Here is a 21,982-nt window from a genome sequence, read left to right as displayed (position 1 = left end):
GGCGGTACGGGATCAGTTCTGTGGGGTGCCGGCGGCCAGCAGGCCCTCAGCCGTGGGGACATCGGTCACCACAGCATTGGCCAGTCCGCCAGTGAAAGCGGCACGCAACGGTTCGACTCGGGAGGCACCAGCCGCCGTTGCGATTCGCATCGGCGCTCGCGCCAGAGCCTCCAGCGTCACGCCGACGGTCCGCTCGGCCAGAGCGCCAGGAACGGGGCGGCCATCGGCGTCATAGAACCGGCCCGCGATGTCCCCGACAGCACCCCGTGCGCTCAGCTCGGCAAGATCCTCGTCACTGAGATAACCGTTGACATAGAGCGGCGTCGCCTCCGTGACCTCACCCACACCGAACAGACAGACATCGGAGCGGGCCGCGGCATCGATCGCCGCTCTGATGCCGCTGTCGGCGAGCAGCCGGCGGGTCGTGTCCGGGTCGTCGACGAACAACGGAGCCGGAATCAGATACTCCCGAGCACCCAAGACATCGGCGACATCGGACACCTCGCGGCTCGGATTGCGCCGGTTGCCCCGCGACGGCAGCGCCCCGGCCAGCTGCGCGACCGTCACCGTCGTCGGAACGCTGCCGGGCTTGCCCGACTCCTTGAGGAACCGGGCAAGGTGCGAGATCGGATCCCGCGGGTCGGACTGCCAGCCGAGTCCCAGCACCGAGTTCGACCCGAGCCGGCGCTCCAGCAGCTCGGCGCATCCTTGGCCGAGTTCGACACCGGGGTGTCCGGCCGGATTCGCCGACTCCAGGACGACGGCTTCTTCAAGCCCGTACAGCTGTTCGAGCCGCAGCTCGGTGTCCACCTGCCGCGCGACCGGCGAGACGATCTCGATCCGCACGACCCCGGCATCCCGGGCACGCTGCAGAAACCGCCCCGCGGTGGCACGGGAGACGCCGAGGTGCCGGGCAACCTCCGCCTGGGTGTATCCCTCGCGGTAATACAACACCGCGGCGCGAACCAGCGCTCGCTGCTCGCCACTTGCCATCGCATCCCCTGAGCATTTGCGCACTACCTGAGCAAAAGAACAGTCGGACAGTAGCAATCGGTCGAATCGGGGTCAAGACAGGGCGCGACCTCTGTGCCCCGGTCCGAGTGGTGACGGGAGACGGGATCGGGTCACTCGTTCACCGATCCTGAGGACAGGCCGCTCTCCCAGTAGCGCTGCAGCAGGATGAAGGCGATGATCGGCGGAACGATGGCCACCAGCGACCCGATGGTGACCAGGTTGAACAGCGGTTGAGCACCGCCGCCGGCGTTCGCGGTGGCATTGATCTGCGCCAGCCCGACCACGACGGTGTAGAGCTTCTCGGTGTTCAGCATGACCAACGGGACGAAGTAGTTGTTCCAGGCGGTCACGATGGCGAACAGCAGCACCGTCACGAAGGCCGGCATCAGGATGCGGAAGGCGATACTGACGAAGATCCGCAGTTCGCTCGCTCCGTCGATCCGAGCGCTCTCCACCACGCTACGGGAGATCGAGCTGTCGGCGTAGACCTTGATCAGGAAGAAGCCGAACGGGCTGAGCAGTGAGGGCAGGATGACGGCCGTCGGCGTGTCCACGATGCCCACCTGGGTGAACAGCGCATAGGTGGGGATCGCCAAGGCCGTCGTCGGGACCATGATCGAACCGAGGATCAGGACGTAGCACAGGTTCTTGCCCTTGAAGGTGAACAGCGAGAACGTGTAGCCGGCAATGGTGGCGAAGATCGCCGCCAGACCGGCGCTGACCGCCGAGTAGAGCAGGGTGTTCAGCATCCAGCGGATGAAGATGCCGTCCTTGTAGGCGAACAGGTCGTGCAGGTTGCGGCCAGGTTGGACGTCGTCGGCGAACCAGAAGCCGAAGGAATTGAACAGGCCGTCATTGGACTTCGTTGCCGACACCAGCAACCACAGCAGCGGTGTCGCGCAGTAGATGACGACGATGATCATGAACACCGTCGGCAGTACCGCGGACCGACGGCGGGCGGCCGGATCCTTGCCGGCGAGATAGGTCGGGACGGCGGCGGTCATGCGGTCCTCCTCCGGAGCCGGGTCGTGATCAACATGAAGACGATCGAGGCAACGGCGATCACCGCACCGAGCACGAACGAGATCGCCGAGGCGTACTCGACCCGCTGATCGACGAAGGCAAGGTTGTAGGCGTACAGATTGGGTGTCCAGTCCCGGCCGATCGCCGTCGGTGCCAGCGGGGTGAGCACATTCGGCTCGTTGAACAACTGGAACGAGCCGATCAGAGAGAACAGTGCGGTGAGGAACAGCGCCGGCAGCAGCTGGGGCACCTTGACGTACAACGCGGTCCGGATCGGTCCGGCTCCGTCGATGGCCGCCGCCTCGTAGAGGACCGGTGGGATCGCCTTCAAGGCGGCATAGAAGATGATCATGTTGTAGCCGACGAACTCCCAGACCGCGATGTTGGCGATCGAGTAGACGATCCCACCACGGGTGAGGAATCCCGGTGCCGGCCAGCCGATGGCCTGGGCCAGTTGAGCGAACGGACCGACATGCGCGCCGTACAGGTAGCCCCACATCACGGCGCCGACGACGGCGGGAACAGCGAACGGGATGAAGATCAGGATCCGGAAGAGCTTCGGGAACCTCAACAGGCCACTGTCCAACACCAGCGCGGCGACCATCGACAGCACCAGCATCACCGGGACCTGGACCAGCAGGTAGTGGATCATCCGGCCGACTCCACCCAGGAAGGCTGGATCGGTCAGGGCCTCGGCATAGTTGACCAGCCCGACGAACTCGGTGCCGGTCGCCAGCTTGGTGGTGAACAGACTCAGATAGCCGGCGAAGATCAACGGCACCACCAACATGGCGAGGAAGATCAACATGAACGGCGCGATGAACAGGTACGGTGTCGCGCCGCCGCGGCGGCGCCGTCGCCGGCCCGGTCGTGGCCGGTCTCCCACCCGCTGGGCGGTCCGGAAGGTCTGTTGCTGTGTCGTCATGATTCGACCGTGAATCCCTGCTTGTGTGCATAGGTCAAGACGTCGTCCTGCAGCGTGCGCAGTGCATCGACGAGATCGGTGCGCGCACTGATCGCGCCGCCGAGGACCTGGTTGAACTCGGTGTTCACAAAAGCCATGAACGGATTCCACTGGTACTCGTGCGGAACCGTGTCGGAGATCTTGGAAAACAGATCGAACACCTTCTGGCCGCCGTAGAAGTCCACCTCCTGCTGGGTGAAGGACGGGTCGGCGAGCAACGACTTCAACACCGGGAACAGCAGCTGTTTGCTGGCGAAGAGCCGCGCGCACTCGGGATCGTGATTGATGAATTCGGCGAAGCCTGCGGCTGCGGCCGGATACTTCGAGCCGGCCATCACGGCCGTCGTCGACCCTCCCCAGTTGCCGGCCACATCCTGGTCCGGCGCCCATTGCGGTAGTCGCGCGGCTCGCCACTTGCCGGCGCTGCTGGCCGCGGAGCCTTGCAGATAGGCGGGTCCCCAGGCGGCCGCGATATAGGTTGCATAGCGGCCGCTCGCCATCGCCTGGTACCAGTCGTTGTTGCTCCCGGGATCGGCGGAGATCAAACCCTCTTGCAGCAACGGCGTCCAGTAGTCTGCCCACTTTCGGGCGCCGGCGTCGTCGAGCTTCAGCCCGATCGTGGTCTGTGAGGCGATCGAGAACGGTTCCGATCCGGCCTGTTGCATCATCCCGAGCGCCGACATCGAATCGTTCGGCAGCAGGTTCGTCATCGAGACGCCCTTGGTCTGCGACCGCAGTCGCTCGGCCTGTTCGGCGAAGTCGTCCCAGGTCACCGGGACGGTCAGACCGTACTTGTCGAAGACATCTGATCGATACAGCATCCCCATCGGCCCGGAGTCCTGTGGAATCGCGTACACCCCATCATTGACGGCGACCTGATTCCAGGCGAAGTCGACGAAGTCGTCCTTGATCTCACGCGCCCCGTACGGGGTCAGGTCGAGCAGATCCCGGGTGATCATGAAGGACGGCAGGTAGGCGAATTCGATCTGCGCCGCGTCGGGCGCACCTCCCCCGCTGAGCGCAGTCCTGAGCTTCTGGTACTGGGCGGGGCCCTGCCCGGCGTTGACCAGCTCGACCTCGATCTGTGGATAGCGCTTCTGGAACAGTTCCACCTGGGTATCGATGCCCGGGGTCCACGCCCAGAAGGTGATCTTGGCCGGCTTCTGCAGCTCCTCCTCCATGTCCACCGGATCGGTGGGCTGGGGCGGATGATCACGGCGCCCATAGACGTCAGGGGTGCAACCGGCGGCGCCGGCGGCAGCCAATCCTGCCAGGCCACCGATCAACGCTCGGCGACTGAGCCGAGACCCGGCAGGCGCCGGTATCGGAGGAAGTGGACTCATACAGACTCCTTTGTTCTGCGTCGTTCTGGCCGACCTGAGCTCGCCGAAGGACCCTGAGCTCGCCGAAGGGCCCTGAGCTCGTCGAAGGGTTGGTCCGGTACGGCTCAGCCGTTCCGACTCCATCCCGTCAGCCCGAGCTGCCACGGCCCGTCGAGTCCGACCTCGTCGGTTTCGCCTGCCGGATACGGGAGCGGCAGATCGATCTGGCAGACGGTCACCGAGTGGGGCGCGAGCAGGACACGGCCATCGACGAAGTTGATCTTGTCGGTACGTGGCACGACCAGGTCGGGATGATCGATGTCGTTGTAGCTGTCGGTCGACGGGGCGTCCAGCACCGTCGCGGCGTGCACGCCGTCCAACCGATGCCCGGCGATCCTGACCTCGCATCCGACCGCGGCGTCCGGAGACTTGTTGATCAACACCAGACTGATCCGACGACCGCTCTCGTCGACGGTGGCCAGCTGATCGATGACGGGTACGCCGGCCGACGTCAGCTCCGGGCTCCCGGCAGCGCTGGTCAGCACGCGTTTGCCGAGCAGCTGGGCGTACATCCACAGCACGTGATAAGTGCTGCGCTTGACGATTCCGTCGGGATGGACGAACAGCGGGCCGCGGGTGTTGATCGTCGGCGCGATATTGGCCATCTTGACGACGTCGGATCTGCGCAGGCACGCATTCAAGAAGGACGCCGAGAAGATCGCGTCGGCCATCGTGTAGGTGCTGTTGTCGTCGTTGCGGTCGCGCGCGGCGATTGCTGCGGCGGACGTACCGTCGGGATGATGCCAGCCGCGCAGATTCCACTCGTCGAAGGCGATGCCGATCTGTCCGGCGTAACCCGCTGCGCCGATGATGTCGGCCGTCCGTTGGATATCGTCCTGGGGTTGCAGCGAGCGCGACATCGCCGTCAGGTAGTCGATCGGGGCATCCACCTGGGCGAGCCGATCCCAGTAGCCGTGGATGGAGACCATGTCCACATACGGACCGGCAGCCTGCAGCAGCGGAAGTGTCCAGTCCAGATCGGCCCGCGCTGCGGTCAGCAATCGGACCGACGGATCGACCCGGCGGATCATCTTGGCCGACTCGCGGACCAGATTCGCCCACTCGTCCGGCGTCTTGGCGCCGATCTCCCAGGATCCGTAGTTCTCGTTGCCGATGCTCCAGTACGGCACCGTCAGCGGGTCGACGTCGCCGTGTTCCTGGCGAAGATCGCTCCACCGGCCCGCTCCCGCGGCCAGATTGCAGTATTCGACCCAGTCGCTCATCTCCTCGGCCGTGCCGGTGCCCGCATTGGTACAGATGTACGGCGCTGCACCGATGGCGCGACACCACTCCACGAATTCCCGAGTCCCGAAGGAATTCGGGTCGGTCACTCGCCATGCCTTGTCGTAATGCGGACGCCGCTGTGGGCCGACACCGTTGAGCCAGTGGTAGTCCGAGACGAAGCAACCGCCCGGCCAGCGCACCACCGACGGGGCAAGATCACGAACCGCCTCGATCACATCCTGGCGGAACCCGCGATGATCACTCAGGGGTGAGCCGGGATCGAAGATGCCGCCATAGACCTGGCGGTGGAAGTGCTCGATGAAGTGTCCGAAAACATCGGCGGAATAGGCCGAGCTCTGTTGCGATGTTGCGATATCGACGACGGCGTGCCGATCACCCATGAGACCTCACTGACTGCGGACGGGACTGACTGACAGAACGTGGCTGGCTGTTCTGGCGGCCCGGCGGGGCCGGACCGGACGTTCGCACACGCTAGAACAGTTCGCTGCCTGTTCACAAGAACACTGCGCCGTCTTTCTCAGAACACACGGCATTTGTTCTCGTCTGTTCTGGCGGTAGAGTGACGCTCTCGGAACCTGGATGAGAGGCGATGAACGAGGTGCGATCGCTCGGGACAGAATCGTCGGACGAGCAGTCGGCAGCCGGCACCGCCAAGGGGCGCGCGGCCATCACACTGCGTGATGTCGCCACCGAGGCAGGAGTGCCGCTGTCGGCGGTCTCGCTGGTGCTGAACGGCAAGCCCGGGGTGTCCGAACAGCGCCGCAAGAAGATCCTGCAGGCCATCGAATCACTCGACTACGTGGCACGCCCCAAGGCGTCGGACCGCAAGCCGGCGACACCGCTGATCGGTCTGGTGATGGAGACGCTCTCGCCGGCAGCGGCCCAGGACGGCTTCATGGCTGAGGTGGTCTCCGGTGTGAGCGACGGACTGCGCGACCTCGGGATGCAGATGCTGCTGCACCTCTACCGTCCCGACGACGACCCGTTGTCCGATCTGCGATCACTGATGGGCCGCGATGTGGACGGCATGATCGTTGCCAACGGCGGCGACATCGACCAGGCCGCCGTCGAGCAGATCCTGGCCGCCGGGATTCCCGTTGTGCTGTTGGAGAACTACCTCGACATCGACACCGACATCCATGCCGTCGTCGCCGACAACTTCACCGCCGGCTATCGCTCCACCCGGCATCTGCTGGACCTGGGCCACCGCCGGATCGGGATGCTGGTCGGTTCCACCCGCTACATCAGCCTGATCGATCGGCGCCGCGGCTACCAGGCCGCGCTGCTCGAGGCCGGCATCGTTCCCGACCCCGACCTGATGCCGGCACAGCAGGCCGACAGCAGGAGCAAGGGCCATCAGCAGATGCAGCAGCTGTTGGCGCTGGCCGAACCGCCGAGCGCCGTCTACGCGGTCAGCGACAAGAGCGCAATGGGTGCCTACCAGGCGATCAGCCAAGCAGGCTTGAAGATCCCGGACGACATCTCGATCGTCGGCACCGACAACGTGGAGCAGAGCAGTCTGCTGTCCCCTCCCCTGACGACCTTCACGATCCCCAAGTTCGAGCTCGGCCGATCCGCAGCCCAGACGATGCACGCAGTGATCACGAACGGCCGTCCGGCCTCATCCCGCACCGTCCTGCACGGTCGAGTGATCGAACGGGAGTCCACCCGGCGCCGGCCATGATCGACGTCGTACCTTCAGCCTTTCTCGACGACTGGCCCTGACCGGCGCGCCGAACGATCACGTCCAACAGCTCCGAGGTGAGGCGGCCGATCTGTGACCGATGCCACGCTGGAGATCATCACCATCCGTCGTGCAACCCCTTCCGGATCGCCACACCCGGGCTATATTTGGTCCTCGACCTGCGCTTGCGACGGGGCTGGCAATCAACACACGCATGAAGGAGCCAGCCGATGTCCGAGATCGCGCAACGCCACATCGCCCTCGTGGCCCACGACAACAAGAAGACCGATCTGCTGCAGTGGGCCGAGTACAACCGTCGAACGCTGGCCCAGCATCAGCTGTATGCGACCGGCACGACCGGGACGATGCTGGAGTTCGAGCTCGGCCTGCCGGTGCACCGCTTCCTGTCCGGGCCGGTCGGCGGTGATCAGCAGATCGGGGCGCGGATCGCCGAAGGCGCACTGGACATCCTGATCTTCTTCTGGGATCCGTTGGAGGCGCAGCCGCACGATCCCGACGTCAAGGCGCTGCTCCGGATCGGCGCGGTTTGGAATCTCCCGATGGCCTGCAACGTCGCCACTGCCGACATGATCATCTCCTCCCCGCTGCTGACCAACGGCTACACCCACAGCCGGCCGGACCTGACACCGCGCGCCTGGGACCAGACCGACGCGATTTCTCCCGCGATCTGAGCAGGTTGTCGATTTCCGCCGTGCTGACACGTCATCGCCATGACAGATGCCACCAATGAGCGGAAGGATTGCAGCATGACCACCTATGTCGTTCTGTTGACCGGAGACGAGAACGCTTGGGAGCAGATGACGACCGAGCAACAGTCCTCGGTCTTCGCCAAGCACGAGGAGTTCGCGCGGCTGCTCGCTGCCCGTGGACATCGACTGACCGGCGGTCAAGAGCTGATGCCGTCACCGAACACCAAGAAGATCACGAAGGGTCCTGACGGCAGCGTGGCAGTGACCGACGGGCCGTACGCCGAGACCGTCGAGCAACTCGGTGCGTTCTATCTCGTCGAAACCGACGATCTTGACGACCTGCTCGAGGTCAGCGCGCTGCTCGCAGAGACCGACGGGGCGATCGAGGTGCGGGCGGCGGTCGACCACAGCGAGGACGCCGAGGGCTGACCCGGCTGATGATCGAACGGTTGCTGCGCGAGGAGTGGGGCAGATTGTTGGCCCTGCTCGTCGCGCGGTATCGCCGTCTCGACCTGGCCGAGGACGGGCTCGCCGATGCCTTCGAAGCGGCCGCGCGTACCTGGTCGAGTGGCGGCGAGCCCGACAATCCCGCCGCCTGGCTCCTCACGACGGCGCGCCGACGGATCACCGATCGGCTTCGTTCGGAGGCGGTGCTGGTGCGCCGCCTACCGCTGTTGGTGGTCGACGCCGAGCTTGCTGCCTCAGCGCAGCGAGTGATGGCCGACCCGGGCGACGAACTTCTGGACGAGCGACTGCGACTGGTGTTGCTGTGCGCGCACCCGCGGCTGACCCGTGAGGCCGCGGCCGCCCTGACCCTGAGACTGGTGCTCGGCGTGTCCACGGCCGATATCGCTCGTCTGTTCCTGCTGCCCCAGGCGACGATGGCCGCGCGATTGACCAGAGCCAGACGCAAACTGGCGGGGGCAGATTTCACTCTCCCTGCAGCCGCCGAGTTGTCGGGCAGGGTCGGAGTCGCTGCCGATGTTGCCTACCTCGCCTTCACCGCCGGCTACGCGCCCGGTTCCGGACCCGACGTGCTGCGGTCCGACAGCGCAGGAGAAGCGATCCGGCTGGTCCGGGTTCTTCGTTCACTCATCCCGGCCGCCGATACCGAACTCGACGCTCTACTGGCCCTGATGCTGCTCCAGCATTCGCGTCGAGCTGCTCGCGTCCGTGACGGGGAGCTTGTCCTGCTGGCCGATCAGGATCGCAATCTGTGGCGCTACGACGAGATCACCGAGGCTCTGGCCATCCTGGAACCGCTGACCGACGCTGCGCCAGGACGCCATCTGGTCCAGGCCCTGATCGCGGCAGAACACGCGATCGCACCCTCCGCCGCAGACACGGCGTGGGATCGGATCGTGCAGCGCTACGACGAACTGCTCGACCTCGCCGACTCGCCGATCGTGCGGCTCAACCGCGCGGTCGCAATCGCCGAGCTGGCCGGCCCGGACGCCGGACTGGTTGCCCTCCAGGACGCCGCACTCCCCCATCACCGGCTACCGGCAACCCGGGCCGAACTGCTCGCACGTGCGGGCAGGGCCGATGAAGCGCTGCAATCCTTCGATATCGCGATCACACTCTGCGGCAACGCCTCGGAGCGCTCACATCTGCTGCGCCGACGTGCGCGAGTGGCCGCTGCGCGTTGACCGATCAGCAGCCACAGGTAGCGACGTCGCAGTACTGCACCGGCCGATACCTCGGACACCCGGCGCCGCCGGCATCGCCCGACGATCCACCAGGACGGCGTCACTGCCGACCCGGCAGGGCAGCTGTTGTCGGTGGGTTGTGCTGAAGTGTTCGGCATGGGCTGGGAGACACATCCGTTGACGCCGGATCGGTTCGACGACTTTGCCGACATCGTCAATCGCAACCGACGGGACAACCACTGCTGGTGTCTGTCGCACCGACTGCGGGCCCGCGAGATCGAAGAACTCGGCGGCGGCAGTCGAGAGCAGGCGATGCGGCGCTTGTGCGAACGGGACCATCCGCCGGGGGTGGTGACCTACCGTGACGGGATGCCGGTCGGCTGGTGCAACATCGGGCCGCGCGCCGAGATCACCCGGCTGGCCAACTCACGATTGATCCGACCCGTGGACGATCTCCCGGTGTGGAGCATCGTCTGCGTGGTCGTCCGCTCGGGTCATCGGCGACAGGGCGTCACCGGCCACCTGCTGCAGGGTGCGGTCGACTACGCCGCCTCGCACGGCGCGCCCGCAGTGGAGGCACATCCGGTCGACCCGCCGGGTCGGATGGACGTGACGATGGCATTCGTCGGGACGAAGTCGATGTTCGACGCCGCAGGATTCACCGTGGTCGGCAGCACCGACGCCGTGGCCAGCAGAATGCCACGGCTGATCATGCGCCGGGATCTCCGCTGAACCGGCATTGCCGTTGATCATCCTTCGGGACCGGTCCTGCGCCCTGGACAAGGACGTTGGCCCGATGGAAGTCGCTGTGCAGCGGATGCTGACGTTGATGTCTGCTGCGGAGCCGATCCATCCAAGCGTCGAGGTCGGGGGCGGCCAGCAACGGCGATGACGTGCTGCCCGGATGTGGCACGGTCGGCCGTGCGGTGGACACGTTCAGTCCGGCGACAACCTCGTGCAGCCGAGCCAACAGATTCGCTGTCTGGCCAAACTGATGGTCGCCTTCGGGAGCGGCCCAGTCGCCTTCGACGAATGCCCACAGGCTGACCGGGCGCCTGCGATGACGAACCAGATAGCGGCCGCGGCAGGCATCGGCGCGATGAACTGAGGCGCCTGGTGGGCGGCTGCGCTGACGACCGCGTACAACCATTCCAACTCGGCGTCCTTCCGCCAGGTCGGCCCGACACGTACGACCTGGGCGCCGCAGCGGAAGGAAACTGATTCCTCTCCGCCGGCCAACCGCCGACGGTCAGACCTGATGTCGAGTTGCCGGTTCTCTGCTACGACCGGCTCAGACCGAGTGTGATCGGCACGCAGGAGTACGCCAGCTCCGGATCATATCCCGGCAGCGCGACCACGGCCGGCCGATGCGCATTCCCTGCATCTGAAGGAGTTGCACGAAGTTGATCTTGATCACGCACCACTCCTGCGCGAGATCGATTGGTCGCTCGCAGGTCTTGACAGGCATCTGACGCACGGGCATCATGATCGAACTGTAAACGTTTACGACTTGCGGCCAGGACGAGGGGGTCTGAATGGCGTTCGCGGTCTCCACTGCCCAGCGGCGGAGTCGTCGGCAGATGTGGCTGCTGTTGTTGCCGAGCTTGGTTCCGGTCGCACTGTTCAGCGTCTATCCGCTTCTGAACGGCATCTGGCTCGGGTTCACCGACGCCGAAGCCGGCTACAGCATCATCCCGCACTTCAACGGACTGGAGAACTACAAGCGCCTGCTCACCGACGTACCGTTCTGGAGTTCCTTCCGGATCGGGCTGGTGTGGGCGTTCAGTGTGACGATCCTGCAGTTCCTGCTGGCCCTCGGCCTGGCGCTGCTGCTCAACTCGGGCCTCCGGCTGCAGTGGCTGGTCCGACCGCTGGCCCTCATTCCCTGGGCGATGCCGTCGGTGATCGTCGGCGTGCTGTGGAAGTTGATCTATCACCCCGACGCCGGCATCCTCAACGAGTTCGCCCGGAAAGTCCATCTGATCAGCGACAACGTGAACTGGCTGGGCAGCTTCTCCACTGCCCTCCCGGCGGTGATCGTCGTCGGCGTCTGGGCCGGGATGCCGCAGACCACCATCGCCTTGCTCGCCGGTCTGCAGAATGTCGATCCGGCTCAGCAGGAGTCGGCAGCCATCGACGGGGCCGGCAGCTGGCAGCGGTTCCTGCACGTCACCCTGCCGGCGATCCGGCCGGTGGTCGTCGCGATCACCTCCCTGAACTTCGTCTGGAACTTCAACGAGTTCGGTCTGGTGTACGTCCTGACCGGCGGGAACCCGGGCGGCCGGACGATGCTGCCGATGCTGTACGCCTACAACACTGCCTTCCAGGGCGGCAACTTCGGCTATGCCTCGGCGCTGGGCAACGCGATGGTGCTCGTGGTCGTCGCGATCATGGCCGGCTACCTCTACCGGACCATGCGGGAGACCTCATGAGGCCCAGGATCCGGACCCGCGTCGGTCAGTACATCGCCCTCGCGGCGTACATCGTCTTCCTCGGCTTTCCCTTGTTCTGGTTGGTATCCACGGCCTTCAAGTCCGCACCGGAGTTCGCCAGACTGGATCCGACCTTGCTGCCCACTCAGCCCACCTTGAGCAACTTCAGCACCGCACTGCAGCAGGAGAAGTTGGGGCGTGCGTTGATCAACTCGTTCCTGGTCGCGATCTGCACTTCGGTGATCACGACGGTGATCGCCGTGCCGGCGGCGTACGCCATCGCCCGCTTCCGCAGCAAGGTCCGGACCGCGGCGATCGGCTGGATCCTGGTCAGCCAGCTGTTCCCGTTCGTGCTGATCGTGATCCCGGTCTTCATCGTGCTGAAGAATCTGGGCCTGCTCAACTCCCTGCCCGGCCTGGTGATCGTCTATGTGGTGTGGGCATTGCCGTTCACGCTGTGGATGCTGCAGGGCTACGTCGCCGCGATCCCGGGCGATCTCGAGGAGGCCGCTGCGATCGACGGTGCGACCAAGCTCCGCGTGCTGTCTGCGATCGTCTTTCCGTTACTCGTCCCCGGGCTGGTGGCGACCGGGATGTTCGCCTTCATCTCGGCCTGGAACGAATTCTTCTTCGCTCTGGTGATCATCACCAGTCCCGATCGGCAGACCGCACCGCTGCTGCTCGCCCGCTTCGTCGGCGCAGAAGGCCAGATCAGTCTCGGACCGCTGGCCGCAAGCGCCTTGATCACGACATTACCCGCGTTGATCGTCTTCGCCTTCGCACAACGCAAGCTCGTCTCCGGTCTGCTGGCCGGAGCGGTGAAGGGCTGACCGACAACCACTCGAGGAGGTTTCCATGTATCGACGTTTGGTGGCAGCAGTGAGCACACTGCTCGCCGCGAGTCTGACGCTGACCGGATGTGTGTCGGCGGGTGGTGGTGGAGATTCATCGCCGGCGGAGTCCAGAGCCCCCGGCGAGAAGATCACGTTGTCCTTCTCCAGCTCCGCGTTCCAACCGGGCACGATCAAGGAGACGACCAAGATCGTCGACGCCTGGAACGCCGCGCACCCTGACATCCAGGTGCAGTACCAGAAGGTCAGCCCGGATGATGCACACGACAAACTGGTGACCCAGTTCGCCGGCGGCTCGGCACCGGATGTGATCCAGAATGAGGCCGCGGACAACGCCGGCTTCAGCAGGCAGGGCTACCTGCTCGATCTCGGTTCGATGATCCCGGCAGACCTCAAGAGCGACATCCCCGATCCGATCTGGCAGTCGGTGACCGTTGACGGCAAGATCACCTCGGTCCCCTACATGACCCAGGTGTACGCGTTGTTCGTCAATGCCTCCAAGCTGGAGCAGGCCGGCATCGAGATCCCGACCGACGCCGGCGACGGCTGGACCTGGGACCAGCTCCGCAGCAACGCCAAGAAGCTGACGAAGGGCAAGACCGTCGGATTCGCCTGGGGTCTGAAGCAGCCGGCTCAGGGCATCATCTCGGAGTCCCTCAGCTACGACGGCACCTTCTTCAGCGGCGAGCCCGCCAAACCGACGATCAAGGTCGGCCCGAACGAGCTCAAGGTGCCACAGACGCTGCACACCATGCTGTTCCAGGACAAGTCGATGTCACCGAGCTCGATCACCTTGGGTGGCAGCGATGTCGTACCGGGCTTCGTCGGTGGCAAGTACGCGACCGTGCTCGCCGGCAACTACATCGCCTCGCAGCTCGAGACGGATGCGCCGAAGAGTCTGGACTGGAGGATCCTTCCGCTGCTGAAGGGAACCAATGATCATCAGGCGGCCAACCCGCAGACCTTCAGCATTGCCCGGCAGAGCAAGCATCCCAAGGAAGCGATGCAGTTCATCCAGTTCATGATGCAGTCTGACCACGTCGCTGCACTGTCCGAGGCGGACAGCCTGATCCCGGTGACCAAGTCGGCCGGGGCTGCGGTCTCGGAGAAGAAGGGTGACACCCACGGCTGGCCGGCGATCCTGAACAGCCAGGAATCGTTGGTGAACACCCCTGCCTATCAGGCCGACAACTTCACCGAGTGGAAGACGACCACGGCCAACCCGGCGTACCAGGAATACCTCGGGGGCAAGATCGACGAGGCAGGGCTGGCCAAGAAGCTGACCGATGGCTGGCAGCGAGCCAACCAATGAACCGAGGAATGAGACAGCCGGTGGACACACCGAACAGCGGCACGTCGGAGGAGCCGAACATCCTGCAGGACAAGGCGATCGGCGCCCTGATGGCCGCAGCCTGCGGAGATGCGATCGGTGGCGCGACGGAGGGTCGCAGCAGCGACGCGATCTTCGAACGCTACGGCGGCCATGTGACGGGGATCGTCGACTACTTCGCGCCCGATTGGCGGACCGCCAAGCCGATGTCGCCCTACTACAAGGGCGACGGCCACATCACCGATGACACTCTGATGACCAATCTGCTGGTTGCCGTCTACGCCAAGAAGCGGCGACACCTGACGGCGTTCGACGTCGCCGACGAGTTGGTACCGATGATGATGAACGACGTCACCTGGATCCCCGAACTGGAACGGGAGACCGTCCCGCTGCTTCGCGTGTTCCTGGCCGAGAAGTGGTTGGTGACGCGGCTGTACTACGGGCACGTGGACCCGCGCGAAGCCGGTGTCGGCAATATCGTCAACTGTGGTGCGGCGATGTACATGGCGCCGGTCGGGATCGCCAATGCCTGCGATCCCGTCGGCGCCTATGCCGAGGCCGCTGAGATCGCCGCTGCTCACCAGTCGAGTTACGGCCGCGAGGCGGCCGCCGTTTTTGCCGCCGCCGTCGCCGCAGCCTTCCGGCCCGAGGCGTCCGTCACCGAGGTGATCGACTCGGCGCTGGCGTTGGCGCAGGACGGCACCCGCGCCGCGATCGAGGCCTGCGTCGACGCTGCAGCCGGTGTCCGGACCGGGGACTGGGCGGCCGCGATCGGCGTCCTCCGCGATGCCGTGCGTCCGTTCGACAGCGTCGGCGAGGACTATCGGGCCCCGGCCCAGGACTCCCGCCGCCCGAGCCGGCTGCGATCGATCGAAGAGCTGCCGGTCGCGCTCGGGATGCTGGTCGTCACCGACGGTGATGTCCGCGGCACCATCCTCGGCGGCACCAACTACGGACGGGACTCCGATTCGATCGCCACCATGGGAGCCGCGGTGGCCGGTGCCCTCCGCGGCGAATCGGCCGTACCGCGGGAATGGGCCGACGCCGTCGCCGACGGATCGCGATTGGATCTCCGCGCGCGGGGTCTGATCATGGCCGACGTGGCACGCGAGATCCTCGACACCGATCGGGCCGGTTGGGAGAGCCGACAACGGTCGGTGACGGCGATCCTCGAGCGAACGGGACGGTGAGTCGGATGCGGGTGACCTGGGTCCAACCGGAGGATCTGATCCGTCACGAACTGTGGCAATCGGCCGCCGAGGGACGAGACGTGTCCCGGCAGGCCGCTGCCTGGGCGGCAGCCGGCGGAGCCGATGGCCCGCCGCGGGCCGGTGCCTCGCCGGAATGGGGGTCGGCCGAGCAGCGCGACCTGGCCGGCCGGCTGCTCCTCGAACTCGACGACCTGCCGAACGATTCGGATACCGAGCCGAGCGACTGGCAGGCGATCCTGGCAACGCTTCCTCGGCAGGGCGCCGCCCCAGCGCAGCACACCGAGCGAGCCGGCGATGATGTGACCCGGTCGCCGTCGGCACCGTCCGGCGATCGGCTGCTCGGCGCCTGGATCGGCCGCGCCGTCGGCTGCGTGCTGGGCAAGCCCGTGGAGAAGGTGCCGCGGGAAGGGATCGAGGCGATCCTCAGGTCGACCGGACGCTGGCCGCTGAACCGCTACTTCACCGCCGTCGGCCTGGATGACGAGGTCGCGTCCCGGTGGCCGTGGAACCGGGCCAGCCGGACCACGAGTCTGGAGGAGAATCTGGACGGCACTCCGGAGGACGACGATCTCAACTACACCCTGCTGGCGTTGAAGATCGTCGAGACCTACGGACGGGACTTCGGCGCCGAGGATGTCGCTCAGGCCTGGTTGCTGGATCTTCCCGCCGGACGGACCTTCACTGCCGAACGGGTGGCCTACCGCAACCTCCTGGAAGGCGTCACTCCCCCGCAGACTGCCCGGGTCCGCAACCCGTTCCGGGAGTGGATCGGCGCCCAGATCCGGACCGATCTCTACGGCTGGATCAATCCCGGCCGCCCGCTGGCCGCAGCCGAGATGGCCTACCGGGACGCCTCGGTCAGCCACACCCGCAACGGCCTGTACGGCGCGATGTTCGTCGCGGCCGCGGCGTCCGAGGCCGTGCTCGGCAGTGAGGTCGATACGATTCTCGACGTGGCGACTGCCGTCGTACCCCCAGCGAGCCGGTTGGCCAAGGCGATCCGGCTGGGCCGGGAGCTGGCCGAATCCGGTACCGCACCGACCGAGGCCTACGTCGTGCTGGAGCGCGAGTTCGAGGGTATGCACTGGGTGCACAGTGTGAACAACACGGCGCTGGTCGGCTACGCGCTGCAGGCCGGTGCCGGCGACTTCGACGCCTCCATCGGCCTGACCGTGACAGGTGGCTGGGACACCGACAGCAACGGTGCGACCGTCGGGGCCCTGCTGGGCGCCCGGAACGGTGCGCAGCAGATCGCCGACCACTGGACCGAGCCGTTGGCCGGCCGGATGTCCAGCAGCATTCCCGCCATGGAGCGGGTGAGCTTCAGCGACGCCGCGGCACGGACCGAGGCGTTGCTGCAGCGTGCCGAGATCGACGAGCAGGTTGCCGATCCGACGGGGACGCGTTGACCAGCAGCCGTCGACCGACCGTCAACGAGGTCGCCGAACGAGCCGGCGTCTCCATCGCGTCGGTATCGCGAGTGCTGAACGGCAAGGGCGCCCGCGCCGAGACCGAACGGCTCGTCCGGGAGGCCGCCGCCGCCCTCGGCTACATCCCTGATGCCACCGGTCGCTCGCTCAAACTGGGACGCGGCCTGCAGGTCGCGTTCGCCGTCGACGACGTCGCCAACCCTGTCTATACCGAGATGATGCGCGGAGTCGAGGACGGCCTCCGGGACGCGGGTCAGCAGCGATCGGGCGCAGCGGACGGGCCGCGGCTGGTGGTCGCCTCGGTCGGACACGAACTGGAGGACCTGATCGCGCTCATCAGCAGCCTGTCCCGAGGTTTCGCCGACGGTCTGGTGATCAGTCCACTGCGCACCTCGCCCGCATTGGTCACGGCACTGCTCGAGGCTCCGGTGCCGGTCGTCGTCGTCGGCAACCCCGGAGACAAGGTGCCGATCGACACCGTACGGACCGATTCCGGCCGTGGTGTGAAGCTGGCGTTCGGGCATCTGGCCGATGGCGGCCGGCAGCGGATCGCGTTCGTCAACGGCCCGTCCGAGACCGCACCCGGACGAGCCCGGCTGCACGGCTTCGAGTCGGCAGCCGAAGGACCGCAGGGCGGGCTGGCCGGCGCCGTTGTCGAAGCGTCGGCGTTCACGGTCGAAGCAGGAGAGGAAGCCTGGGCTCGGCTGGCGGCACTCCCGGCTCGCCGCCGGCCGGACGCCGTCGTCGCGGCCAACGACCTGCTGGCGTTCGGCGTCCTCCGGGCTGCCGTCAGTGCCGGTCGGCAGGTCCCTCGTGATCTTGCGGTGGTCGGTATCGACGACACCGAGTACGCGCGGATCTACAACCCCTCCCTGACCAGCGTCTCTCTCGGCGCCGTCCGCCGCGGGACACTCGCCGCCGGGTTGCTGCTCGATCGGATGCAGCAGCCGTCCCGCGCTCCCCGCACCAGGCGGGTCAATCCACGATTGGTGATCAGGGAGTCCAGCGCCCCGCGGAGTGTGCGCCGATGACCGAGCACTTCGAGCCGTTGCTGCCCCGCCCCCTCGATCGACCACGGCCGGTCCCGTTGCAGGCGACGGCCGATCTGACCGATCTCGATGCTGCCAAGATCATCGCCGCCCCTGACGATCCGGCTCAATGGCCGGCCTGGCGTGCGGCGTTGGAGCGCTGGCGCGAGGACGCCGTCGGCCGCCACGAGTACCGCGGGGATCTCTACCGGCGCCGCGATCTGGCGTGGGCAGCACAATGTTACGTGGTGAGTCAGGTGTGGCTGTGGGACGAACTGCTCTACGACGCCGACCGCGGTTGCTTCACCCCGGACCGACTGATCGACGACGCCCGGCAGCGATTCGGCGGATTCGACGGCATCGTGCTCTGGCACGCCTATCCGATCATCGGTCTGGACGATCGCAATCAGTGGGACTACTACCGATTGGTACCGGGCCTGGCCGACCTCGTCGAACGGCTACACCACCTCGGCGTGAAGGTGTTCCTGGACTACAACCCGTGGGATACCGGAACCCGACGAACGGGCGAGGACGCCGACGAACTCGCCTTGCTGATCAAGGATCTGGACGCTGATGGTGTCTTCCTGGACACGTTGAAGGAGGGCGGCGATCGGCTGCTGGACACGTTGCATGCCGCGCGTGACGGCGTCGCCGTCGAGGGCGAGTCGACCGTGCCGCTGGCCCGGGTCGAAGATCATCCGCTGTCCTGGGCCCAATGGTTCGCCGACTCCGAGGCACCCGGTGTGGTCCGATCACATTGGTACGAACGACGACACATGATGCACCACGTCCGACGCTGGCATCGTGATCACCACGAAGAGCTCCAGTCGGCCTGGCTGAACGGTATCGGGGTGATGGTCTGGGAGGTGGTGTTCGGTTCCTGGGTCGGCTGGAACGATCGGGATGCGCTGACCCTGCGCCGGATGTCGGCCGCCCAGCGAGCACTGCACGAACTGTTGGTCGAGGGCGACTGGACTCCGCTCGGCGGACTCGACGCCGACGCCGCCGAGCGTGGCCTGTACGGATCGATCTTCGGCACCGACGACCAGGCGCTGGTCGCCGTGATCAACAGATCGGACGTCGACACCCACGTCACGGTGGCGGCACCGATCGACGACGCCGACGGCTACGACCTGTGGCCGGGCAGTCGGACGTCGGTACAGGACGGTCGTGCGACGATCACCGTCCCGGCTCGAGGCATCGGCGGGCTCTGGGTGACCACGGGATCGGCCGACACCGGATGGCTCACCGCGTTGGACGCGGACCCTCCGAGGTCGACTGCATTCCCCTACCGGCTGGCGATGCGGACCGTGCCGGCGCCGTCGCGCGAGGCGCCGGACGGCGCCGGCCGCGTGATCATCTCTGCCGGGACCTTTCCGCTCACGGTTCGCTACCGCTGCCGGGAGACCGGCATGTACGAGCAGGCGCCGTTCGTGGACGAGTGGAAGCCGCTGGCCCCGCGACTGCATGATCTTCGCACCCTCGAACGGGTCGCTGTTCTCGATCATCCGGTGGCCGTCGCGACCTCCGAGGTGGACGAGCGGTCGTTCGCCCGGTTTGTCAGCAGCACTGGTCACCGACCGCCCGAAGATCATCATCGGCCGACCTGGCTCGACCGAACGGTCGAGGAATCCGATCCGCAGCGTCCGGTGACGGAGATCAGTCTGGACGACGCACGCGCCTACGCAGGCTGGATCGGCGGCCGACTCCCCACCGAGGACGAATGGCAGTTGGCGGCCGGACAACCCGGGTGGCGGCGCGGTGAGCCGCTGATCTGGAATCTGACCGAGAGCGAGCATCGCGACGGCCGAAGCCGCTACCTGATGCTCAAAGGCGGCTCGCACTACACCGCACCGGACTCGCCGTGGTATGTCGACGGCGGCCCGCAGGATCCGGACTTTGCCCTGAAGTACCTCGTCCCCGGACTCGGCCTGGATCGCTCACCCACCGTGGGATTCCGCCTGGCCTGGGACCTACCGAAGGAGCCGCAGCGATGACGGAACAGACCGGTGCGTTGGCCGACCTCACCGTGGTCGACGCGTCCACGCTGTTCGCAGGGCCGATGACCGCGATGCACCTCGGCGATCTCGGCGCCGACGTGATCAAGGTCGAACACCCCACCAGGTCCGATCCCGCGCGCAGCCACGGGCCGGAGAAGGACGGCCAGAATCTCTGGTCCAAGACGCTGGGCCGCAACAAACGGACCGTCCGGCTCGATCTGTCCAGTAGCGACGGAAGCGAGGCTTTCAAACGGCTGGCGGCACGCGCCGATGTGGTGATCGAGAACTTCCGGCCGGACACCCTGGAGCGGTGGGGGTTGTCCTACCGACAGCTCTCCTCGGACAATGCCGGGCTCGTGCTGGCTCGCGTCACCGGCTTCGGCCAACTCGGTCCGTATCGACGGCGACCAGGCTTCGGGACCCTGGCCGAGGCAATGAGCGGATTCGCGGCCGCCACCGGCGAACCGGACGGCCCGCCGATGCTGCCACCGTTCGGTCTGGCCGATGGCATCGCCTCGCTGGCAACAGCGTTCGCGATCATGTCCGCTCTGCATCAGCGGGAGCAGACGGGACACGGTCAGGTCGTCGACGTGGCGATCGTCGAGCCGATCATGGCCATGCTCGGACCGCAGATCACCCGCTGGGATCAGCTGCGCGATCTGCAACCACGATTGGGAAATCGGTCGGCCAACAACGCTCCGCGCAACACGTATCTGACCTCAGATGATCATTGGGTCGCGGTGTCGACGAGTTCGCAGAGCATTGCCGAACGTGTGCTGAAACTGGTCGGTCACCCCGAGGTGCTGGACGAGCCGTGGTTCGGCTCGGGTCACCAACGCGCCCAGCACGCCGACGAGCTCGACGAGGCGGTCGCCTCCTGGATCGGCCGACACACCCGAGCCGAAGTGCTGGACGCGTTCGAACGTGCCGAAGCCGCGGTCGCCCCGGTGTTCACGGCCGAGGACATCGTCGACGACCCCCACCTCCGGGCGCTGGGCACGATCCGCCGGGTCGACGATCCCGATCTCGGAGAGATCGCCATCCAGGCCCCGCCGTTCCGACTCTCCGACGGTGATTCCCCGACCCGCTTCACCGGACGAGACCCCGGCCACGACACCGTCGCGGTGCTCGCCGAGCTCGGCTACGACGATGATCAGATCGCACGGATGCTGGACAACGGATCGGCGGCCGGATCATGACCGCGACGGGCACCACATTCCTCTACGTGCCCGGCGACCGGCCGGACCGGATCGCCAAGGCACTGGCGTCGGAGGCCGATGAGGTGTTGATCGATCTCGAGGACGCCGTCGCACCCGATCACAAGGAGCTGGCCCGCGACAGCATGATCAAGTCTGTTGCCGCCGCCGAGGGGCGCGCCATCCAGGTGCGGATCAATCCGGAGGGGACCCCTTGGTACCAGTCCGATGTAGACGCCGTACGAACCCTCGACCCGACGATCGGCGTCCGGCTGCCGAAATGCGAGGACCCCGGACGGGTGGCGCAGACCATTGCCGAGCTGGAGTCGCGCCCTGCTCAGCTGTTGATCGAATCGGCACTCGGCGTCGAGGCTGCGTTCGACCTGGCACGCTGCCACCCGGCGGTCGTCGGAATCGGACTCGGCGAGGCCGATCTGCGCGCCGATCTGGGGGTCTGCACAGCGCAGGGCCTGCTGTATGCGCGGAGTCGCCTGGTCACCGCAGCGGCCGCGGCCGGCCTTCGTCCGCCGGTGATGTCGGTCTACACCGACGTTCGCGATCTTGACGGGCTCCGGAGGTCGACGCTGGAGGGGCGCGACCTGGGATTCCTCGGCCGGACGGCGATCCATCCTCGCCAACTCGCGGTGATCGCCGACGTCTTCCGTCCGGATCCCGCCGACATCGTTCGCGCCGAGGAGATCCTCGCCGCTGCCGCGGCCGGTCTCCGTCAGCAGGACGGTGCCGTCGCACTCCCTGACGGTCGGTTCGTCGATCGGGCCGTCCTTCGCCAGGCACGTCGGCTCCTCGATCTGCGCGAGCACTGACGACAGGAG

The 21,982-nt window shown here is 66.4% G+C and carries 20 protein-coding genes; 14 read left to right on the top strand and 6 right to left on the bottom strand.

The window, feature by feature from the left end; all coding sequences use genetic code 11:
• Positions 1–12: 12 nt before the first annotated feature.
• The 5 genes from BLU38_RS24380 to BLU38_RS24360 form a co-directional block, all read right to left on the bottom strand.
• On the bottom strand, positions 13–993 hold the full coding sequence (locus BLU38_RS24380; protein ID WP_091528349.1) for a sugar-binding transcriptional regulator: 981 nt from the start codon (positions 991–993) through the stop codon (positions 13–15).
• Positions 994–1,124: 131 nt separating this feature from the next.
• Entirely contained in the window at positions 1,125–2,018 is an 894-nt protein-coding gene (locus tag BLU38_RS24375) for a carbohydrate ABC transporter permease (protein WP_197679845.1), read from the bottom strand.
• Positions 2,015–2,962: a carbohydrate ABC transporter permease gene (locus BLU38_RS24370; RefSeq protein WP_091528346.1), complete on the bottom strand. Its 948-nt coding sequence runs from the start codon at positions 2,960–2,962 to the stop codon at positions 2,015–2,017. Before BLU38_RS24370 ends, BLU38_RS24375 begins: the two co-directional genes overlap by 4 nt.
• A complete protein-coding gene (locus tag BLU38_RS24365) occupies positions 2,959–4,344 on the bottom strand; it encodes an ABC transporter substrate-binding protein (protein ID WP_157683683.1) in 1,386 nt (461 codons plus the stop codon). Before BLU38_RS24365 ends, BLU38_RS24370 begins: the two co-directional genes overlap by 4 nt.
• 104 nt (positions 4,345–4,448) lie before the next feature.
• A complete protein-coding gene (locus BLU38_RS24360) occupies positions 4,449–6,008 on the bottom strand; it encodes an alpha-L-arabinofuranosidase C-terminal domain-containing protein (RefSeq protein WP_091528342.1) in 1,560 nt (519 codons plus the stop codon).
• A gap of 209 nt (positions 6,009–6,217) precedes the next feature.
• On the opposite strand from BLU38_RS24360, the gene BLU38_RS24355 reads away from it, so the two are divergent.
• The 5 genes from BLU38_RS24355 to BLU38_RS24335 all read left to right on the top strand — a co-directional run bounded on the left by BLU38_RS24355 (position 6,218) and on the right by BLU38_RS24335 (position 10,403).
• On the top strand, positions 6,218–7,312 hold the full coding sequence (locus tag BLU38_RS24355) for a LacI family DNA-binding transcriptional regulator (protein ID WP_091528339.1): 1,095 nt from the start codon (positions 6,218–6,220) through the stop codon (positions 7,310–7,312).
• Between the two features lie 230 nt (positions 7,313–7,542).
• A complete protein-coding gene (locus BLU38_RS24350) occupies positions 7,543–8,004 on the top strand; it encodes a methylglyoxal synthase (RefSeq protein ID WP_091528337.1) in 462 nt (153 codons plus the stop codon).
• Between the two features lie 75 nt (positions 8,005–8,079).
• A complete protein-coding gene (locus BLU38_RS24345; RefSeq protein ID WP_091533072.1) occupies positions 8,080–8,451 on the top strand; it encodes a YciI family protein in 372 nt (123 codons plus the stop codon).
• 8 nt (positions 8,452–8,459) lie between these two features.
• A complete protein-coding gene (locus tag BLU38_RS24340) occupies positions 8,460–9,671 on the top strand; it encodes an RNA polymerase sigma factor (protein WP_091528335.1) in 1,212 nt (403 codons plus the stop codon).
• Between the two features lie 156 nt (positions 9,672–9,827).
• Entirely contained in the window at positions 9,828–10,403 is a 576-nt protein-coding gene (locus BLU38_RS24335) for a GNAT family N-acetyltransferase (RefSeq protein WP_091528332.1), read from the top strand.
• Here BLU38_RS24335 and BLU38_RS31050 read toward each other — a convergent pair.
• Positions 10,381–10,605 carry a hypothetical protein gene (locus BLU38_RS31050; RefSeq protein ID WP_157683682.1) on the bottom strand — a complete coding sequence of 75 codons (225 nt, stop codon included), beginning with the start codon at positions 10,603–10,605 and terminating at the stop codon, positions 10,381–10,383. The two genes, BLU38_RS24335 and BLU38_RS31050, sit on opposite strands and share 23 nt — an antisense overlap.
• A gap of 601 nt (positions 10,606–11,206) precedes the next feature.
• On the opposite strand from BLU38_RS31050, the gene BLU38_RS24320 reads away from it, so the two are divergent.
• From BLU38_RS24320 to BLU38_RS24280, 9 genes are read left to right on the top strand one after another with little or no spacing between them, the layout of a single operon-like run.
• Positions 11,207–12,103 (top strand): carbohydrate ABC transporter permease, encoded by an 897-nt coding sequence (locus BLU38_RS24320; protein WP_091528325.1) that lies wholly within the window; start codon positions 11,207–11,209, stop codon positions 12,101–12,103.
• A complete protein-coding gene (locus tag BLU38_RS24315; protein ID WP_091528323.1) occupies positions 12,100–12,933 on the top strand; it encodes a carbohydrate ABC transporter permease in 834 nt (277 codons plus the stop codon). Before BLU38_RS24320 ends, BLU38_RS24315 begins: the two co-directional genes overlap by 4 nt.
• A 25-nt stretch (positions 12,934–12,958) precedes the next feature.
• The gene (locus BLU38_RS24310) at positions 12,959–14,266 is read left to right on the top strand and encodes an ABC transporter substrate-binding protein (RefSeq protein ID WP_091528321.1); all 1,308 of its coding nucleotides are present in this window, start codon (positions 12,959–12,961) and stop codon (positions 14,264–14,266) included.
• A gap of 20 nt (positions 14,267–14,286) precedes the next feature.
• The gene (locus tag BLU38_RS24305; protein ID WP_231920016.1) at positions 14,287–15,474 is read left to right on the top strand and encodes an ADP-ribosylglycohydrolase family protein; all 1,188 of its coding nucleotides are present in this window, start codon (positions 14,287–14,289) and stop codon (positions 15,472–15,474) included.
• A gap of 5 nt (positions 15,475–15,479) precedes the next feature.
• The gene (locus BLU38_RS24300; RefSeq protein WP_091533070.1) at positions 15,480–16,904 is read left to right on the top strand and encodes an ADP-ribosylglycohydrolase family protein; all 1,425 of its coding nucleotides are present in this window, start codon (positions 15,480–15,482) and stop codon (positions 16,902–16,904) included.
• Complete coding sequence (locus BLU38_RS24295) at positions 16,901–17,956, top strand: LacI family DNA-binding transcriptional regulator (protein WP_091528316.1); 1,056 nt, start codon at positions 16,901–16,903, stop codon at positions 17,954–17,956. Before BLU38_RS24300 ends, BLU38_RS24295 begins: the two co-directional genes overlap by 4 nt.
• Positions 17,953–19,950 carry an SUMF1/EgtB/PvdO family nonheme iron enzyme gene (locus tag BLU38_RS24290; RefSeq protein ID WP_091528314.1) on the top strand — a complete coding sequence of 666 codons (1,998 nt, stop codon included), beginning with the start codon at positions 17,953–17,955 and terminating at the stop codon, positions 19,948–19,950. Before BLU38_RS24295 ends, BLU38_RS24290 begins: the two co-directional genes overlap by 4 nt.
• Positions 19,947–21,152: a CaiB/BaiF CoA transferase family protein gene (locus BLU38_RS24285; protein WP_091528311.1), complete on the top strand. Its 1,206-nt coding sequence runs from the start codon at positions 19,947–19,949 to the stop codon at positions 21,150–21,152. Before BLU38_RS24290 ends, BLU38_RS24285 begins: the two co-directional genes overlap by 4 nt.
• On the top strand, positions 21,149–21,973 hold the full coding sequence (locus tag BLU38_RS24280; RefSeq protein WP_091528308.1) for an HpcH/HpaI aldolase/citrate lyase family protein: 825 nt from the start codon (positions 21,149–21,151) through the stop codon (positions 21,971–21,973). The genes BLU38_RS24285 and BLU38_RS24280 overlap by 4 nt, the downstream gene beginning before the upstream one ends.
• Positions 21,974–21,982: the final 9 nt, after the last annotated feature.

The sequence above is a fragment of the Microlunatus soli genome (assembly GCF_900105385.1).
GTDB lineage: Bacteria > Actinomycetota > Actinomycetes > Propionibacteriales > Propionibacteriaceae > Microlunatus > Microlunatus soli.
Note: the sequence above shows the minus strand (reverse complement) of the source record. Positions and strands in the feature narration are given on the sequence as shown.

Coding starts and splice junctions, on each gene's coding strand:
- BLU38_RS24340 (WP_091528335.1), top strand. CDS start 8,460: ATGATCGAACGGTTGCTGCGCGAGGAGTGGGGCAGATTGTTGGCCCTG.
- BLU38_RS24345 (WP_091533072.1), top strand. CDS start 8,080: ATGACCACCTATGTCGTTCTGTTGACCGGAGACGAGAACGCTTGGGAG.
- BLU38_RS24300 (WP_091533070.1), top strand. CDS start 15,480: ATGCGGGTGACCTGGGTCCAACCGGAGGATCTGATCCGTCACGAACTG.
- BLU38_RS24290 (WP_091528314.1), top strand. CDS start 17,953: ATGACCGAGCACTTCGAGCCGTTGCTGCCCCGCCCCCTCGATCGACCA.
- BLU38_RS24370 (WP_091528346.1), bottom strand. CDS start 2,962: ATGACGACACAGCAACAGACCTTCCGGACCGCCCAGCGGGTGGGAGAC.
- BLU38_RS24315 (WP_091528323.1), top strand. CDS start 12,100: ATGAGGCCCAGGATCCGGACCCGCGTCGGTCAGTACATCGCCCTCGCG.
- BLU38_RS24375 (WP_197679845.1), bottom strand. CDS start 2,018: ATGACCGCCGCCGTCCCGACCTATCTCGCCGGCAAGGATCCGGCCGCC.
- BLU38_RS24350 (WP_091528337.1), top strand. CDS start 7,543: ATGTCCGAGATCGCGCAACGCCACATCGCCCTCGTGGCCCACGACAAC.
- BLU38_RS24310 (WP_091528321.1), top strand. CDS start 12,959: ATGTATCGACGTTTGGTGGCAGCAGTGAGCACACTGCTCGCCGCGAGT.
- BLU38_RS24335 (WP_091528332.1), top strand. CDS start 9,828: ATGGGCTGGGAGACACATCCGTTGACGCCGGATCGGTTCGACGACTTT.
- BLU38_RS24355 (WP_091528339.1), top strand. CDS start 6,218: ATGAACGAGGTGCGATCGCTCGGGACAGAATCGTCGGACGAGCAGTCG.
- BLU38_RS24285 (WP_091528311.1), top strand. CDS start 19,947: ATGACGGAACAGACCGGTGCGTTGGCCGACCTCACCGTGGTCGACGCG.
- BLU38_RS24320 (WP_091528325.1), top strand. CDS start 11,207: ATGGCGTTCGCGGTCTCCACTGCCCAGCGGCGGAGTCGTCGGCAGATG.
- BLU38_RS24280 (WP_091528308.1), top strand. CDS start 21,149: ATGACCGCGACGGGCACCACATTCCTCTACGTGCCCGGCGACCGGCCG.
- BLU38_RS24365 (WP_157683683.1), bottom strand. CDS start 4,344: ATGAGTCCACTTCCTCCGATACCGGCGCCTGCCGGGTCTCGGCTCAGT.
- BLU38_RS24360 (WP_091528342.1), bottom strand. CDS start 6,008: ATGGGTGATCGGCACGCCGTCGTCGATATCGCAACATCGCAACAGAGC.
- BLU38_RS24380 (WP_091528349.1), bottom strand. CDS start 993: ATGGCAAGTGGCGAGCAGCGAGCGCTGGTTCGCGCCGCGGTGTTGTAT.